The sequence below is a fragment of the Janthinobacterium sp. Bl 1 genome, assembly GCF_058215535.1.
The window spans coordinates 1287071-1303568 of the sequence record NZ_CM177086.1 but is presented as its reverse complement, the minus strand read 5'-3'; the positions used below and the strand labels follow the sequence as shown (position 1 = coordinate 1303568).

The 16498-nt window shown below is 62.3% G+C and carries 13 protein-coding genes and 1 other RNA gene; 1 reads left to right on the top strand and 13 read right to left on the bottom strand.

The genetic code is table 11. The features are described from left to right. Nucleotides 1–10: 10 nt before the first annotated feature. From murG to rnpB, 11 genes are all read right to left on the bottom strand, one after another. Nucleotides 11–1105 carry an undecaprenyldiphospho-muramoylpentapeptide beta-N-acetylglucosaminyltransferase gene (gene murG / locus AC4BCN_RS05970; RefSeq protein WP_456148535.1) on the bottom strand — a complete coding sequence of 365 codons (1095 nt, stop codon included), beginning with the start codon at nucleotides 1103–1105 and terminating at the stop codon, nucleotides 11–13. Continuing rightward, nucleotides 1102–2313, bottom strand: coding sequence for a putative lipid II flippase FtsW (gene ftsW / locus AC4BCN_RS05965; RefSeq protein ID WP_046683352.1), 1212 nt, complete (start codon nucleotides 2311–2313; stop codon nucleotides 1102–1104). Before ftsW ends, murG begins: the two co-directional genes overlap by 4 nt. Then, a complete protein-coding gene (murD, locus tag AC4BCN_RS05960) occupies nucleotides 2313–3869 on the bottom strand; it encodes a UDP-N-acetylmuramoyl-L-alanine--D-glutamate ligase (RefSeq protein WP_490492788.1) in 1557 nt (518 codons plus the stop codon). Before murD ends, ftsW begins: the two co-directional genes overlap by 1 nt. Then, the gene (mraY, locus tag AC4BCN_RS05955) at nucleotides 3869–5044 is read right to left on the bottom strand and encodes a phospho-N-acetylmuramoyl-pentapeptide-transferase (RefSeq protein ID WP_490492787.1); all 1176 of its coding nucleotides are present in this window, start codon (nucleotides 5042–5044) and stop codon (nucleotides 3869–3871) included. Before mraY ends, murD begins: the two co-directional genes overlap by 1 nt. Nucleotides 5045–5046: 2 nt before the next feature. After that, nucleotides 5047–6477, bottom strand: a complete 1431-nt coding sequence (locus AC4BCN_RS05950; protein WP_490493577.1) for a UDP-N-acetylmuramoyl-tripeptide--D-alanyl-D-alanine ligase — start codon at nucleotides 6475–6477, stop codon at nucleotides 5047–5049. Nucleotides 6478–6488: 11 nt separating this feature from the next. Further along, on the bottom strand, nucleotides 6489–8000 hold the full coding sequence (locus AC4BCN_RS05945; protein ID WP_490492786.1) for a UDP-N-acetylmuramoyl-L-alanyl-D-glutamate--2,6-diaminopimelate ligase: 1512 nt from the start codon (nucleotides 7998–8000) through the stop codon (nucleotides 6489–6491). Nucleotides 8001–8008: 8 nt separating this feature from the next. Further along, entirely contained in the window at nucleotides 8009–9787 is a 1779-nt protein-coding gene (locus AC4BCN_RS05940) for a peptidoglycan D,D-transpeptidase FtsI family protein (RefSeq protein ID WP_034748891.1), read from the bottom strand. Continuing rightward, entirely contained in the window at nucleotides 9787–10056 is a 270-nt protein-coding gene (gene ftsL, locus AC4BCN_RS05935; RefSeq protein ID WP_034748894.1) for a cell division protein FtsL, read from the bottom strand. Before ftsL ends, AC4BCN_RS05940 begins: the two co-directional genes overlap by 1 nt. Further along, nucleotides 10053–11030, bottom strand: coding sequence for a 16S rRNA (cytosine(1402)-N(4))-methyltransferase RsmH (rsmH, locus tag AC4BCN_RS05930; protein ID WP_490492785.1), 978 nt, complete (start codon nucleotides 11028–11030; stop codon nucleotides 10053–10055). The genes ftsL and rsmH overlap by 4 nt, the downstream gene beginning before the upstream one ends. 9 nt (nucleotides 11031–11039) lie before the next feature. Continuing rightward, a complete protein-coding gene (gene mraZ / locus AC4BCN_RS05925; protein WP_034748899.1) occupies nucleotides 11040–11468 on the bottom strand; it encodes a division/cell wall cluster transcriptional repressor MraZ in 429 nt (142 codons plus the stop codon). A 662-nt stretch (nucleotides 11469–12130) separates the two neighbouring features. After that, nucleotides 12131–12470: RNase P RNA component class A (rnpB, locus tag AC4BCN_RS05920), an RNA gene on the bottom strand. Nucleotides 12471–12668: 198 nt separating this feature from the next. Between rnpB and AC4BCN_RS05915 the strand changes: the two genes are divergently transcribed. Further along, on the top strand, nucleotides 12669–14372 hold the full coding sequence (locus AC4BCN_RS05915; RefSeq protein WP_490492784.1) for a thiamine pyrophosphate-binding protein: 1704 nt from the start codon (nucleotides 12669–12671) through the stop codon (nucleotides 14370–14372). Nucleotides 14373–14445: 73 nt separating this feature from the next. On the opposite strand, the gene AC4BCN_RS05910 is transcribed toward AC4BCN_RS05915, so the two are convergent. Both AC4BCN_RS05910 and AC4BCN_RS05905 read right to left on the bottom strand, forming a co-directional pair. Then, nucleotides 14446–14988 (bottom strand): hypothetical protein, encoded by a 543-nt coding sequence (locus AC4BCN_RS05910; RefSeq protein WP_490492783.1) that lies wholly within the window; start codon nucleotides 14986–14988, stop codon nucleotides 14446–14448. Nucleotides 14989–15139: 151 nt separating this feature from the next. Next, nucleotides 15140–16204 carry a porin gene (locus AC4BCN_RS05905; protein ID WP_490492782.1) on the bottom strand — a complete coding sequence of 355 codons (1065 nt, stop codon included), beginning with the start codon at nucleotides 16202–16204 and terminating at the stop codon, nucleotides 15140–15142. Nucleotides 16205–16498 lie beyond the last annotated feature (294 nt).

Here is a 16498-nt window from a genome sequence, read left to right as displayed (position 1 = left end):
AGAGCTAACCTCATGCCAGTTTTTCCAATACGTGTGCGATCGCCTCATTGGCGTCGCGCTTGCCTGCTGCCAGTGCCGCTTGCGCCATGTGCTGGCAGGTATCGCGCGTCAAGGACGCCAGCAATGTGCTCAGCGACGCCGCACTCATTTCCGTTTGCGGCAGATGAATCGCCGCGCCTTGTTTTGCCATCCATTGCGCGTTGTCGCGCTGATGGCTCGTGGTCGACGCCACCAGCGGCACGAGCACGCTGGCCACGCCGGCCGCCGTCAATTCCGACAGGGTGATGGCGCCTGCGCGGCAAATCACCAGGTCGGCCTCGGTATATGCCCTGGCCATGTCGTCGATGAAGTCGACCACATTGGCTTGCACGCCCGCCTGCGCATACGCGGCATGCAGGGCGTCGATATTCTTCTTGCCCGACTGGTGCGTCACCAGCGGACGCTCGGCTTCCGGCATCAACGCCAGCGCGGCAGGCAGATTGTCGTTCAGCGCTTTCGCGCCCAGGCTGCCGCCCACGACGAGGATGCGCAGCGGTCCGCTGCGGCCCGCGAAGCGCGTAGCCGGCGGCGCCATGGCGAGAATCTCGGCGCGCACGGGATTGCCCGTGACGACGGCCTTGCCGGCGGCGCTGCCGAAATCGGCAGGGAAACCGAAGCACACCTGCTGCGCCAGCGGTACCAGGGTCTTGTTCGACAACAGCAGCGCCGCGTCGGCATTGACCAGCACCAGCGGCACGCCCTTCAGGCGCGCCATCAGGCCGCCCGGCACGGTCACGTAGCCGCCCATGCCCATCACCACGTCCGGCTTGCGGCGCGCGATGAAGCGGCGGATGGCAAAGAAGCTGGCCAGCATCTTGAAGCCGCCCTTGACCGTGTGCGCCAGGCCCTTGCCGCGCATGCCCGAGAACGCAATGGCGTCCATGGGAATGCCGCTCTTCGGCACCAGATCCTGCTCCATGCCGTGGGTCGTGCCCAGCCAGCTCACTTCCCAGCCGCGCGCGCGCATCGTCTGCGCAATCGCCAGGCCCGGGAAGATATGGCCGCCGGTGCCGGCCGCCATGATCATCAGTCTTTTCGTCGTTTTCAAGTTCGTCACGTTGTTCATAGCCGGCCTCCGCGCATGAGGATCCGGTTTTCGTAATCGATGCGCAGCAAAATCGCCAGGCCGATACAGTTAATCAGTACACCCGTACCGCCATAACTCATCAAAGGCAAGGTCAGGCCCTTGGTCGGCAGCAGGCCCAGGTTCACGCCCATGTTGATGAAGGTCTGCACGCCGATCCAGATGGCGATGCCCTTCGCCGTCAGGCCGGCAAAAGTCTGGTCGATGGCGATCGCCTGGCGGCCGATGTCGAACGCGCGCTTGATAATCCAGTAGAACATGCCGATCACGATCAGCACGCCGACCAGGCCCAGTTCCTCGCCGATCACGGCCAGCAAGAAGTCCGTATGCGCTTCGGGCAGGTAGTGCAGTTTTTCCACGCTGCCTCCCAGGCCCACGCCAAACAGTTCGCCGCGCCCGAAGGCGATCAAGGAGTGCGTCAGCTGGTACGCCTTGTTCAGCGCATTGTCTTCCTGCCACGGATCGAGATACGCAAAAAACCGCTCGCGGCGGAATTTCGACAAAGCGATGATGGTGACGAAGATCGCCGTCAGCATGGCGCCGATGCCGCCGAACCAGATGGCATTGACGCCACCCAGAAACAGGATGCCCATGGCGATGCAGACGATCACGCCGAAGGCGCCCAGGTCGGGCTCCATCAGCAGCAGCAGGCCGACGAAGCTGACGGCCAGCGCCATCGGCATGAAGCCCTTGGTCAGCTTGTGCATGTATTCCTGCTTGCGCACCGTGTAGTCGGCCGCGTACAGCACCATCACCACCTTCATCAGCTCGGACGGCTGCGGCCGCAGGCCCGGCAGGTTCAGCCAGCGGCGACCACCGTTGACCGACACGCCCAGGCCCGGTATCAGCACCATCACCAGCAGCACCAGGGTGCCGATGAACAACCACGGCGCGATCTTTTGCCAGGTGGCGACAGGGATGCGGAACACCAGCGCACCGACGATGATCGACACGCCGATGAACAGCGCCTGGCGCACGACGAAATAATTGTTCGTGTAGGCGGCAAACTTGCGCGCGTCCGACAGCGAGATCGACGCCGAATACACCATCACCATGCCCAGCAACATGAGCAGCAGGACCACCCACACCAGCGGCTTGTCGTAGTCCATCATCTTCGACTGCCGCGCGCGGCTATCCAGCGGCTTGGCAGCCGAGCCGGAACCAAAGCTGAAGGGCAGTTGGAAGGCCATCAGATATCCTGTCCGTTTTCCAGGGCGATGTCGCGCACGGCGTCGACAAACACCTGCGCACGGTGCGCATAGTTCTTGAACATGTCCAGGCTGGCGCACGCGGGCGACAGCAGCACGGCATCGCCGGCCAGCGCCAGGCTGCTGGCGCACTTGACGGCTTCCGGCAAGGTGGCGCAGTCGACGATGTCCACGCCGGCCGGTTCGAGGGCCGCGCGCAGCGCAGGCGCATCGCGGCCGATCAGCACCACGGCGCGCACGTAGCGCGACACGGGTTCAGCCAGCGGCGAGAAATCCTGCCCCTTGCCGTCGCCGCCGGCGATCAGCACCAGACGCTGTTCCGCGCCGCCAAACGCCTTGCCCAAGCCGAACAGGGCGGCGACTGTCGCGCCCACGTTCGTGCCCTTGCTGTCGTCGTAGTATTCGACTTCATTGACTGCCGTGATCAGCTCCACGCGGTGCGGCTCGCCCTGGTATTCGCGCAAGCCATGCAGCAGCGGCGCGAATGGCAGGCCGATGGCGCGGCACAGGGCCAGCGCCGCCAATGCATTCGAGGCATTGTGCTGGCCGCGGATTTTCAGCGCGTCGGCCGGCATCAGTTTCTTCGCCATCGTCGGCACCGGTTCCGGCGCCGGATCGTTCTTCTTGCGCTTTTTCTCTATCACTTCTTCGCTGGGCACGGCTTGCGCCAGCCAGAAGATGCCGCGTTCATTGACCAGGCCAAAGCTGTCCACGTCCACCGGTTCGCCCGTACCGAAGGTGATCGTCTCCGTCAGCGGATCGGCCATGTGCATGACGGCAGCATCGTCGCGGTTCAGGATGCGCACGGTCTCGTCGCCGAAGATGCGCGCCTTGTCGGCTGCGTAGGCGGCCATGTCGCCATGCCAGTCCAGGTGGTCCTGCGACAGATTCAAGACCGTGGCCGCATCGGCCTGCAGGCTGAACGTCGTGTGCAGCTGGAAGCTGGACAATTCCAGGATCCACGCTTGCGGCAAGGTACTGGCGGCGGGTTCGGCCGCTTCAGCGTCTGCATCCACGGGCTGCGGCGCAGGCTCGGCATCAAGCACTTCACGCAGCACGTCGAGCGCGGCCGGACTGATATTGCCGGCCACGCGCGTGGCGAGGCCCGCGCGTTCGCACAGCAGGCCTACCAAGCTGGTGACGGTCGTCTTGCCATTCGTGCCCGTGATGGCGATGACTTTCGGCGCATAGCCGCGTTCCGCCTTGAGCGCGGCCAGCGCCTGCGCGAACAGTTCGATCTCGCCCCACACGGGGATATTTTTTTCCGCAGTGGCCGGGGCGATGTGCGCCAGTTCGCGGCCCGGCGCCAGGCCAGGGCTGACGGCGACGAAATCGACGCCATCAAGCAGGTCGGCCGTGAAGGCGCCGGCGATGAACTGCGCCTGCGGCACGGCGGCCTGCAACGCGGCCAGGCGCTCAGGGGTTTCCCTTGTATCTGCCACGCGCACGTTCGCACCGCTGCGGGCCAGCCACAGGGCCATGGCCAGCCCCGATTCGCCGAGGCCCAGTACCAGTGCGGTTTTAGCGTCGTACATCATCAGCGCAGCTTCAAGGTGGTCAGGCCGAGCAGCACCAGCATCATGGTGATGATCCAGAAACGCACGACAACCTGCGTCTCTTTCCAGCCTTTTTGTTCAAAATGGTGATGCAATGGCGCCATCAGGAAGACGCGGCGGCCGGCGCCATAGCGCTTCTTCGTGTACTTGAACCAGACGACCTGGATGATCACGGACAGCGTTTCGACGACGAAGATGCCGCCCATGATGAACAGGACGATTTCCTGGCGCACGATGACGGCGATGGTGCCCAGTGCGCCGCCCAGTGCCAGCGCGCCCACGTCGCCCATGAACACTTTCGCGGGGTGCGTGTTATACCAGAGGAAGGCCAGGCCGGAACCGGCCAGCGCGCCGCAGAAGATCACCAGTTCGCCGGCGCCCGGGATGTGCGGGATGAACAGGTAGCGCGCATATGTGGCGTTGCCCGTCAGGTAGGCGAACAGGCCCAGGGCCGTGCCGACCATCACGGTCGGCATGATGGCCAGGCCATCGAGACCATCGGTAAAATTGACGGCGTTGCTGGTGCCGACGATGACGCAATAGGTCAGCGCGATGAAGCCCCACACGCCCAGCGGATAGCTGATGGTCTTGAAGAACGGGACGATCAGATCGGCCTTCGGCGGCAGGTCCATGGCGAAGCCCGACTGCACCCAGGCGTAGATCAGATTCCACACGTGGCCCGCGTCAGGCTCCGACACGGAGACGGAAAACGCCAGGTAAAACGCGGCGACGATGCCGATCAGCGACTGCCAGAAGTATTTTTCGCGCGAGCGCATGCCTTCCGGGTCCTGGTGCACCACCTTGCGGTAGTCGTCGGCCCAGCCGACGGCACCAAAGCCCAGAGTGACGATCAAGACCGGCCAGATGAAGCGGTTCGACAGGTCGGCCCACAGCAGGGTGGAAATGCCGATGGCGATGAGGATCAGCACACCGCCCATGGTCGGCGTGCCGTGTTTTTTCAGATGCGTTTGCGGGCCGTCCGTACGAACGGCCTGGCCGACCTTCATGCGCGTGAGCATGCGGATCACGGCGGGACCGGCGCACAGGCCGATCAGGATCGCCGTCAAGGTGGCGAAGACGGCGCGGAACGTGATGAAGTTAAAGACCCGCAATGGGCCAATGTCGTTCTGGAAATAATGAGCGAGCCAGAGCAGCATGATTAGTGAGCTTCCTTGTTATTGTTGTTTGAACCAATCAAATGCTGCACGGCCCGTTCCATCTTCATGAAACGGGAGCCCTTGATTAATACTGTTGCATCCGAACGGCCGGACAAATGCGCATCGAGCGCCGCCAGCAAACCGTCGAACTGTTCGAAATACTCCACGACCGTGCCCGATTCCTGGCTCGCGGCAGCTTGCGCCGGATTGACCAGATGGCGCGCCAGGCCGCCCGTCGCCAGCACGTGTTCGATGCCTTTGGCGGCGGCGTAGGCGCCGATCTCTTCGTGGAACTGCTGCCCCTGCGTGCCGACTTCGCCCATCTCGCCCAGCACCAGGATGCGCGGTGCCGCGGCCTGCGCCAGCACATCGATGGCCGCGCGCGCCGAATCCGGATTGGCGTTATACGTGTCGTCGATGATGGTGGCGCCATTGGCGGCACGTTTTTTCTGCAGGCGGCCATTCACGGGAGAAAACGCCTCCAGGCCCTGCTTGATATGTTCGATGGCGATGCCGGCGCCGACGGCGCATGCCACGGCGGCCAGCGCATTGCGCACATTGTGTTCACCGGCCGCCTGCAAGCCGACAAAGAACTGGCGCAGACTGCCGTCCTGCGCGCGCACGCTGACGAACAGGTCGCTGCCAAAATCCTCGGCCGCGCGGTGCGTGCAGCTGACGTCGGCGTCTTTCGACAGGCCGAAGGTGATGACGGCACGCGCGCCGGCCAGTTCGCGCCACACGGGCGTGAATTCGTCACCATGCGGGAAGACGGCCACGCCGTCGTCTGCCAGGGCAGCCAGCGCGGCGCCGTTCTCGCGCGCCACGGCTTCCACCGTATGCATGAATTCCTGGTGTTCGCGCTGCGCGTTGTTGACCATCGCCAGGGTCGGCGCGGCAATCGCGGCCAGGCGGGCGATTTCGCCGGGATGGTTCATGCCCATCTCGATGACGGCCGCCTTGTGCTGCTCGCTCAGGCGGAACAGGGTCAATGGCACGCCGATCTCGTTATTCAGGTTGCCGCGCGTGGCCAGCCGCCCCTCTTCGCCGAAGGCCGCCGCCAGGATGGACGAAATCATCTCCTTGACGGTGGTCTTGCCATTGCTGCCGGTGACGCCGATGACGGGTACATTGAAGCGGCGGCGCCAGTGGTTGGCGATGCGGCCCAGCGCGGCCAGGGTATCGGCCACCACGATGGCCGGCACCTTGTCGCTGTCCCAGCCTTCGGGCAGGCGCTCGACCACCACGGCGGCGACGCCGCGCGCGGCCACCTGGTCGAGGAAGTCGTGGGCGTCGAAACTCTCGCCGCGCAGGGCGACGAACAGCGAGCCGGCCGGGGCGCTGCGGCTGTCGGTGGACACGCCGTCAAAAACGGCGTCGCACGTCAGCTGCGCGCCTTGCAGCGATGGCATCAGTTCCGTCAGGCTTGCGTGCATCAGGCGATCCATCAGTTCGTCCTCATCATCGTCAGGCGCGCGGACAGGGCCAGCTGCGCATGGTCGGCGTCGGAGAACGGCAGTTTCTTGCCCTTGATTTCCTGGTACGGCTCATGGCCCTTGCCCGCCAACAGGATCACGTCCGGCTTGGCCGCGTGCTTGATGGCCGACAGGATGGCGGCGGCGCGGTCTTCGATGGCTTGCGGCTGCGGGCCGTCTGCGCGCATGCCGGCGACGATCTGCGCGATGATGGCGTGCGGATCTTCGCTGCGCGGATTGTCGCTGGTGACGAGCACGTGATCGGCCAGCTGCGCGATGGCACCCATCTGCGGGCGCTTGCCCGGATCGCGGTCGCCGCCGCAGCCGAACACGCACCACAGCTGGCCGCCCCGCTCCTGCGCCACCTGGCGCAAGGCAGCCAGGGTTTTTTCCAATGCGTCAGGCGTATGCGCATAATCGATGACGACCATCGGCGCTTCCTGGCCGCCCACCTGCTGCATGCGGCCCGGGGCCGGCTGCAGCGATTCGATGCCATCGATGGCGGCGCGCAGGCCGGCGCCGTGCGCCAGCAAGGCGCCCAGCACGGCCAGCGCGTTGCTGATATTGAAGTGGCCCACCAGCTGCGTCTTGACCAGCGCCACACCGAGCGCGCATTCCAGATGGAAGTCGGTGCCGGCATTGCGGCTGCGGAACTGGCTGGCGCGCAGCATCAGCACACCCGGCAAGTCGGGCAAGGCCGTCGCATCCTGCAAGGTGTAGCCGATGACCGGATATTCGCCGGACAGCTTGCCATCCACGTGGCGCACCAGGCGCAGGCCCATGGGGTCGTCCAGGTTGATGACGGCCGTTTTCAGGCCGGGCCAGTCGAACAGCTTTACTTTGGCCGCCTCGTAAGCCGCCATGTCGCCATGGTAGTCGAGGTGGTCGCGCGTCAGATTGGTAAACATGGCGACGTCGAAATGCATGCCGGCCGCGCGTTCCTGGTCCAGGCCGATCGACGACACTTCGATGGCAACGGCCTTGGCGCCAGCGTCGCGCATGGCGGCCAGTTTGCGCGCCAGCAGCACGGCGTCCGGCGTCGTGTAGCCGGTGACGTCGAATTCAATGGCGCCGCGCGGCTTGCACAGGCCCACGCCCAACGTCCCGATGACGGACGATGTTACACCCAGGCGCGCCAGCGCTTGCGCCAGCCACAGCGCGCACGAGGTCTTGCCATTCGTGCCCGTCACGCCGGCGCTGAACATGGCGCTGTCGGGCATGCCATAAAAAGCATGCGCCACGGGGCCGGCCAGGCGTTTCAGGTCGCTGACCAGCAGGTGCGGCACTTGGCTCCATGCGGCGTTCCATTCCACAGCGTCATGCACGATGGCGGCGGCGCCCTGCGCGATGGCCGCGGCGATGAAATCGGTGGCGCCCGCATAGGCGAAAAACACGTCGCCGCGCTGCACGCGGCGCGAATCGGACGTCAGCTGCCCGGACGGGGCAGCCGTTTTGATCCACAAACTGATGTCTTGTATGGTCATGAGTGACTTCACATGGCCTCCGGGCCGGCATTGGCCGGGACCACGATTTCGGTAACGGAGGAATCGGGCGGTACGTTCATCGCGCGCAGCGCGTTGGTCGCAATCGCCGCGAAAGCGGGAGCGGCAACCTGGCCGCCATAGTGGGCGGGGCCGGTCGGTTCATCGATCATCACGGCAATGATGAAGCGCGGCGCCGACATCGGCACCATGCCCACGAAAGAGCCGATGTATTTGCGCGGCATCGCATAGCGGCCGTTTTCCACTTTATAGGCGGTACCCGTCTTGCCGCCGACTCTGTAGCCGGCAACCTGGGCGCGCTTGGCCGAGCCGTGCGCGCCGGAGACGACGAGTTCCAACATGGCGCGCATTTCGGCGGCCGTCTTCGGCTTGATCACTTGCTGGCCCACGGGCAGTTCATTGACCTTCTGGAACGACAGGGGAATCGTGTCGCCGTCGCGCGCGAACATCATGTAGGAGCGCGCCAGCTGGATCAGCGAGACGGAAATGCCGTTACCGTAGCTCATGGTCGCCTGTTCCACCGGGCGCCACGATTTATACGGACGCACACGGCCGGCCACGGCGCCGGGGAAGCCCCATTTCGGCTGCTGGCCGAAGCCCACCTTGGTAAACATTTCCCACATTTCCTGCGACGGCATGCCCAGCGCGATCTTCGAGGTGCCGATGTTCGACGACATCTCGATGATTTCGGAGACATTGATCACGCCGTGCGGCTTGGTGTCGGTAATCGTGCGGTCGGCGATGGTATAGCGTCCCGGGCCCGTGTCGATCAGGGTGCCCGGCTTGACCCGGCCCGTGTCGAGCGCCAGCGAGACCGTGATCGGTTTCAGGGTCGAACCGGGTTCAAAGGTATCGGTCATGACGCGGTTGCGTAGCTGCTGGCCCGTGAGCTTGCGGCGGTCGTTCGGGTCGTAGCTCGGGTAATTGGCCAGGGCCAGCACTTCGCCCGTGTGCACGTCGAGCACCACGGCACCACCGGCCTTGGCGTTGAATTTTTCCACCGCTTCCTTCAGCTGCGTGAAGGCGATGTACTGGATCTTGCTGTCGACGGACAGGGTCAGGTCCTTGCCGTCATGCGGTTCGTGGATGAAGCCGATGTCTTCGACGATGTGGCCCAGGCGGTCCTTGATCACGCGGCGGCTGCCGGTAGTGCCGACGAGGGTTTTCTGCTGCGCCAGTTCCATGCTTTCCTGGCCCACGTCTTCCACGTTGGTAAAGCCCACCACGTGGGTCATCACTTCGCCCTGTGGATAAAAGCGCTTGTATTCCTTGCGTTCGTCGATGCCGTCGATGCCCAGCTTGGAGATCTTGTCGGCCACGTCCATCTCGACCTGGCGTTTCAGGTAAACGAAGCTGCGGTCCGAATCGAGCTTCTTGCGCAATTCGTTGACGTTCATTTCCAGCAGACCGGCCAGCGCATTGATTTTTTCCGGTGACGCCTGCAGCACGTCGTCGGGAATCGCCCAGATGGCTTTCACGGGGACGGACGAAGCGAGCACCTGGCCATTGCGGTCGGTGATCTTGCCGCGCGTGGCCGGCAATTCCAGTGTGCGCTCATAGCGCGCCTTGCCCTGCTTTTGCAGGAACTGCGTCGACACGCCCTGCAGCCACAGGGCGCGCGCGCCCAGGCCGGCGAAAGCGAAGAACAGCAGGAACAGCACGACGCGCGAACGCCAGACGGGCAGACGCACCGCCAGTACGGGGTTCTTCGAGAATGGCACGCCTTTCGATGCCGCCACCCGGCCGTTGCTATTACCGCCCAACTTCATTATTCGCCCTCCGTCAGGTATTGCGTACGCGCCGCCGTCAGCGGCGTCATGCTCAGGTCGCGTCGCGCGATCGATTCGATGCGTTCATGCTTGCCCAAAGTGGACTGATCCAGCTGCAGTTGCGCCCAGTCGATGTCGAGCTGGCGCGACAGCGCTTGCGCGCGTTCCAGGTCGATCAGCAGGTGGCGCGACTGATACTGCGCGTTCACCAGCGACAGGCCGCAGCACACCAGCAGGGCCGACAGCACGACACACAGCTTGCCAGTCATCGGGCGCCGCCACTAACTGGAGATGCCAGCGGCAAACGCTGCGCCACGCGCATCACTGCCGAACGCGAACGAGGGTTGCCCTCGATCTCGGCGTCGGACGGCTTCATTTTCGAAATCAGCTTCATTTCCGGCTGCGGCAAGTCGACCGCGCGGATCGGCAGGCGGCGGTCAGGCTGCTCCACGTTCGCCTTCGAGGCGAAGAAGCGCTTGACCATGCGGTCTTCCAGCGAATGAAAACTGATCACGGCCATGCGCGCGCCAGGCGCCAGGCAGGCATACGCCTGGTTCAGACCGATCTCGAGATCCTCGAGCTCTTTGTTAATGAAAATGCGTATGGCCTGAAAGGTGCGGGTAGCGGGGTCCTTACCCTTCTCGCGGGTCTTGACGGCGCCTGCCACGATGCTGGCAAGCTGTCGTGTGCTTGAAATTGGCTGGACTGCCCGGCCAGCAACAATCGCCTTTGCAATCTGAAAAGCAAACCGTTCTTCCCCATAATCGCGTATCACTTTCTCTAAATTCTGCTCGGTTTCCACGGCCAGCCATTCGGCCGCCGAGATGCCGCGCGTGGTATCCATGCGCATGTCCAGCGGTCCGTCGTTGCGGAAGCTGAAACCGCGCGCCGCGTCGTCGACCTGCGGCGACGAGATGCCCAGGTCGAGCAAAATGCCGTCCACCTGCTGCACGCCGCGTTCGGCCAGGCTGGCCGTCATGGTGGCAAAGCTGTCATGGACGATCTGGAAACGGGGGTCGGCGATCTGTTCGGCCGTCGCAATCGCTTGCAAATCCTTGTCGAAGCCGATCAGGCGCGCATCATCGGCCAGGTGCGACAAAATCAAGCGGCTATGGCCGCCGCGGCCAAACGTGCCATCGACGTAAACGCCGTGCGCGCGGTCGCCCGTCAGGTCGAGGGCATCGACCGCTTCATCGAGCAGCACCGTGCGATGCTGAAATTCCGGCACCGTGAGTTGTGTCATTACGGAGCCTTAGAAAGAAAAATTGGAAAGTACATCGGGGGTGCCGGCATCGATCGCCTGCTGTTCTTTGTCAGCCAATTTGGCGGCATCCCATATTTCAAAGTGGCTGCCCATGCCGATCATCATGACTTCGCGCGCCAGCCCGACGGCGTTGCGCAATTCGGGCGAGATCAGCACGCGGCCGGCCGAGTCCAGCTCGACGTCGACGGCGTTGCCGAGGAAGATGCGCTGCCAGGCGCGCGCCGACATGGGCCAGGCGGCGATTTGCTGGCGGTGGCTTTCCCACACGGGACGTGGGAAAAACAGCAGGCAGCCATCGGGGTGTTTGGTCAGGGTCAAACGGCCTTCGCATTGAATCGCCAGCGCGTCACGGTGCTTGGCAGGGATAGACATCCTGCCTTTGGCATCGAGATTGATTGCGGACGCGCCTTGAAACACGAAAGACCTTTTTTGAGCTTGGGTTGCGACGCTTGCGCATCGCGATGAAAAGGGAAAATTTCCCACAAAAACACACTTTTTCACACAGTTGCCCACTTTAGAGGAAGCAAAGATAGTGGTCAAGCGGTTTCCGATTGGCAAAACAGGAATTTTATTAATGAAATTAAGGACTTAGCGCATATCGTTGAAGGAGTCTCAAATAAAAATATATCGATAAATTAGATACTTATGAAAGATAGTGAATGTGGTACCTCATCTGCACACATGTGTTTTCCTACCGTAAACATCGAAAAAAACGAAATCGAAAAATTGAATTTTTTACAGTTAGTTGACACATGACAATAGTTTCGTCATCCAGGCACAACAGCAATCAAGCACCGCGAAAGACTTGGTTTAAAGAAAAAAATAATCGTCCGTGGCGCGTACCGGCCCAGTTTTCCGGGGCTGGCCTGACGCGGGAAAACTATTTTTGCAATGCAGCAATTAATTAAAATCAAGAAACTTTAACCAATTGTTCATTTTAGTTGTCTATACAACTTTATCTCCACCGCTCTATTTGTAGAAACAAAAAAAGCCCCGTTGCGGGGGCTTTTTGAGCGGCGCGCAGCGATCAAAGCTGCCGCGGCCGAGATGCTCCCTGGCAAGCCAGAGAGCGGAAATTCAAGTGAAGCAGGCCGATAGGCCGGATTTTGTTACGGCGCCTTCCCTTGCAGGTCGGCGCTATGACAGTCATTCCTCTAGGCGCCAGATTACTCGGGCGCTCAAGCTTTCTACCCGCACGCTCCGCGAGCAGCATCATCGCGTGCCTATTTGAAATTGCACCAGGTGGAGGTTACCGCGTTTCACCGTAACTTAATACGCTCGTCTCTGTGGCCCTATTCCTCGCCTTATACCTTGCGGCTTTCAGCGGACGGCCGTTAACCGTCACCCCGCTCTATGGAGTCCGGACCTTCCTCCCGCCAGCGCATTGCTGCGCCGGCCAGCGACTGTCTGGCCTGCTTCACCCGCCATTGTACCGCGCCGCAGCAGATTTCTGCAAAAGCGCGCCGCACCAGCCGGGGGATTGTGTAATTCGGTGTCGCCATTTCAAAAGCCGGGCCAAATCGGCTCACATAGAATGAGGCAAGCTGCTTGCATGCAGGCGCATGCGCACCGCTTGCCCCACTACTTTGCCACCCACTAGAATATAAAGAGCCGAACATGACGCAACAACCCCGTACCGGCGGCCAGATCCTGGTCGATGCCCTGCAGATCCACGGTGTCGACACCGCTTTTGGCGTGCCTGGCGAAAGCTACCTGGACGTGCTCGACGCCCTGCACGACTCGGGCATCCGCTTCATCATCAACCGCCAGGAAGGCGGCGCCGCCTTCATGGCCGAAGCCTACGGCAAGCTGACGGGCAAGCCGGGCATCTGCTTCGTCACGCGCGGACCGGGCGCCACCAACGCCTCGATCGGCGTGCACACGGCTTACCAGGATTCCACCCCGATGATCCTGTTCATCGGCCAGGTGGGCAACGATTTCGTCGATCGCGAAGCATTCCAGGAAATCGACTACCGCCGCATGTACGGCCAGATGGCCAAGTGGGTGGCGCAGATCGACCGCGCCGAGCGCATTCCAGAATACCTGGCGCGCGCCTTCCAGGTGGCCACCAGCGGGCGCCCCGGCCCCGTCGTGCTGGCCCTGCCGGAAGACATGCTGATCTCCCTGGCAACCGTCGCCGACACGCGTGCCTACCAACCGGTACAAGCGGCACCGTCCGACGCCCAATTGCAGCAGCTGCGCGGCATGCTGGCCACCGCGAAACAGCCGCTGGTCTTGCTGGGTGGCACTACCTGGACGCCGCAAGCGTGCGCCGACCTGCAGCAGTTCGCGGAAAGCAACCACCTGCCCGTCGCCTGCGCCTTCCGTTTCCAGGACTTGCTCGACAATGCACACCCGAACTACATCGGCGACGTCGGCATCGGCATCAATCCGAAACTGGCCGCGCGCGTGAAAAATGCCGACCTGGTGATCGCCATCGGCCCGCGCCTGGGCGAAATGACGACGGGCGGCTACACCCTGTTCGACTCGCCCGTGCCGCGCCAGCGCCTCGTGCACATCCATACGGATGCCGAGGAACTGGGCAGCGTCTACCAGGCCGAGCTGATGATTAACAGCGGCATGCCGCAAGTGTGCGCCATGCTGGCCGCCATGGCCCCCGTCGACGCTTCCGCATGGAAACATACTGCGGCCGAAGCCAAGGCCGAGCTGGCCGCCTACCAAGAGCGCCCGCCCATCTTCCAGGATGGCCAGGCACCGCTGGACCTGTGGCAAGTAACGCAGGACATCATGGCGCAAGTGCCGTCCGACACCATCCTGACGAACGGCGCCGGCAACTACGCTTCGTGGGCCCACCGTTTCTACCGCTACGGCGGCCTGCGCACGCAGCTGGCGCCAACCAACGGCGCCATGGGCTACGGCGTGCCGTCGGGCGTGGCGGCCAAGATCGTGCATCCGGAGCGCACCGTGATCACCTATGCCGGCGATGGCGAATACATGATGAATGGCCAGGAACTGGCCACGGCCGTGCAATACCAGGCGGGCGTGGTCATCATCGTCTTCAATAACCAGATGTTCGGCACCATCCGCATGCACCAGGAGCGCGACTACCCGGGCCGCGTGTCTGGCACGACCCTGCACAACCCGGATTTCGCGGCGCTGGCGCAAGCGTACGGCGCGCATGGCGAAGTGGTGAATACGACAGAAGAGTTCGCCCCTGCCCTGCAACGGGCGCTGGCGCACGCCAAAGCGCACAACTTGCCGGCCCTGATCGAGCTGCGCTACGACGGCAACCTGATCACGCCGAACGCGACCTTGGCCACCATCCGCGCCACGGCGGAAAAAGCGCAGGCGGCCAAATAAGCTCCTTGCAACGCTGCAAATAACAAAGGCCCGGTCGATACCGGGCCTTTTTCTTTTTGACAGCAGCAATCGCTCAGGCGGCGGGCGCTGGCGCGCTTTCCTCGGCAGGCACTGGCTCGGCCGGCGCTTCCGGCATCGGTGGACATGGCGTGCAATGCTTCAGGGGACGGCCAAAATCACGCACGCGGCTCAGTTTCATCGGCATGCGCACGTTGCCGCCGCAATAATCGCCTTCCAGGGTCAGGGTCTGGCCATCCTTGGAAAACTTGCCGACGATGGTGCGCTCTTCGCTGTCGGCACCGGCGATGGTGAAGTCCAAAACGCCTGTGGCGGCGTCCAGGTTGACGTCGTTGGCCACGATGGGCCAGCTCAGCGCGCCAGCCGTGAATTCATAGATGACGGAATCGGCCTCGGCAAAGCGGTGCAGGGTGACGCGCTGGCCGCCGATTTCGCCGCTATCCTTTTGCAGGCACAGGTCGGAATATACGGCCACGCCGTAGCGCTCCAGTCCGGCCGGCTTCTTGCCCTTGACGGCAGAGACAGCGGCACCCGTGGCGCCAGCGAGCAGCAGCGCGGCCAGCATGGCGGCCAGGCGCGGCAAGGTGAATGAAGACATGGCATTCCTTTACTTGAGTAACGGCGCCATTATAACTGGCGCCGCCAATGCAAAAACGCGCCACCAGGACTAGCCTGGAGACGCGTTTCCTTGCTTGACAGCACCCCCGAAGGGATGCCTGCAGCGGTACTAAGCTTCGCTTGTGCGAATATTAGAACGAGTGACGAACGCCAACGTTGAAGGCTTTGTCGCCCGTACCAACATTGCTGTTGTTACCAACGGTGTAGCCAGCGTTGTTTTTGTTCGAGATTTTAGCGTACGAAGCGTAGGTGCTGGTGCGCTTCGACAGAGCGTACGAGTAGCCCACTGCGAACTGGTTAGCATCAGCGTTAGCGCTGTTTTTGTCGTTGACGTGGATAACCGAAGCCATCACGGTGCCGGCGGCGCCAACTGGTACGGTTGCGCCGATCAGGGCGGTAGCGCTGTCGGTGCTGAAGCCAGCCGAGGTGTAGTCAAACGCGTTAACGTTGCCGTTGTTGCGGATGGCGCTGTTTTGGCCTTTGTTCACGCCGTATGCGACGTAAGCTTTAACAACTGCGAAGTCGTAGTTAGCTGCAGCCAACCAGTTACGGCCGCTACCAGCTTCGGTCAGTGCGGTGTCGTTGCTGGTGTTGTTGTAAGCGATACGAGCGTTCAGAGGACCGTTCGAGTAGCCAGCCGACGCGCCGATTTTGCGGCCGATTTTGTTCGAATCAGCGTTTTCGCCGAAGGTGTAAGCCACGTCAGCGTCAAAGCCGTTGAAGTTAGGCGATGCGTACAGCACGGTGTTGCTGGTGCGGGTGTTCGCTGGGAACAAGTTTTTAGCGGAACCAGCGTAGCCAGCTGCGAATGGATCAGCAACTTTCGACAGGGTGTTGTACCAAGGGGTGTATTGACGACCCAGGGTCAACGTACCGGTCGTTTTGCTGCTCAGACCAACGTAAGCTTGACGATTGAACAAGGTACCTGCAACGTCTTGTTGACCGTTGTCAACGCCGAAGCCCGATTCCAGAACGAACAGTGCCGACAGGCCGCTGCCCAGATCTTCGGTGCCTTTGAAGCCGATACGGGAAGCCGAAGCAACGCCGCTGTCCAGTTTGTTAACGTTGCCGTTAACACCGCCGCGCTCGCTGACGAAACCAGCGTCAACGGTACCGTAGATGACAACGCTCGATTGAGCTTGGGCTACGCCAGTGGCTGCTGCCAGAACTGCCAGGGTGATCAGAGTTTTTTTCATTGCGATTTCCTTTAATTTTTGAAGCAAAAAGTAATACAGCCTATGCATCTCGAGCTGCGCTCTAACAGAGCGCTTTTTATGAGTGAGGGCAAGGTCTCCACCTGCCACATTGCTGTTCCGGTCAGGGGAACATTCATATCGGTATCGGCACGCTATTGCACCGATAAGCTTGAAGGCTGCATAACGACCGTCATTCGTGCGCCGGTTCGGTGCTCAAACGGCACCGGAAGCGGCACTATAACGACCGTTTCACATTCCATCAAGTTCCAACATGTTACTTCCGGTACCAGGCCG

Bases quoted from the DNA above. Each gene is read 5' to 3' on its own strand.
- murG (WP_456148535.1), bottom strand. From the start codon at position 1,105: ATGAACAACGTGACGAACTTGAAAACGACGAAAAGACTGATGATCATG.
- ftsW (WP_046683352.1), bottom strand. From the start codon at position 2,313: ATGGCCTTCCAACTGCCCTTCAGCTTTGGTTCCGGCTCGGCTGCCAAG.
- murD (WP_490492788.1), bottom strand. From the start codon at position 3,869: ATGATGTACGACGCTAAAACCGCACTGGTACTGGGCCTCGGCGAATCG.
- mraY (WP_490492787.1), bottom strand. From the start codon at position 5,044: ATGCTGCTCTGGCTCGCTCATTATTTCCAGAACGACATTGGCCCATTG.
- AC4BCN_RS05950 (WP_490493577.1), bottom strand. From the start codon at position 6,477: ATGCACGCAAGCCTGACGGAACTGATGCCATCGCTGCAAGGCGCGCAG.
- AC4BCN_RS05945 (WP_490492786.1), bottom strand. From the start codon at position 8,000: ATGACCATACAAGACATCAGTTTGTGGATCAAAACGGCTGCCCCGTCC.
- AC4BCN_RS05940 (WP_034748891.1), bottom strand. From the start codon at position 9,787: ATGAAGTTGGGCGGTAATAGCAACGGCCGGGTGGCGGCATCGAAAGGC.
- ftsL (WP_034748894.1), bottom strand. From the start codon at position 10,056: ATGACTGGCAAGCTGTGTGTCGTGCTGTCGGCCCTGCTGGTGTGCTGC.
- rsmH (WP_490492785.1), bottom strand. From the start codon at position 11,030: ATGACACAACTCACGGTGCCGGAATTTCAGCATCGCACGGTGCTGCTC.
- AC4BCN_RS05915 (WP_490492784.1), top strand. From the start codon at position 12,669: ATGACGCAACAACCCCGTACCGGCGGCCAGATCCTGGTCGATGCCCTG.
- AC4BCN_RS05910 (WP_490492783.1), bottom strand. From the start codon at position 14,988: ATGTCTTCATTCACCTTGCCGCGCCTGGCCGCCATGCTGGCCGCGCTG.
- AC4BCN_RS05905 (WP_490492782.1), bottom strand. From the start codon at position 16,204: ATGAAAAAAACTCTGATCACCCTGGCAGTTCTGGCAGCAGCCACTGGC.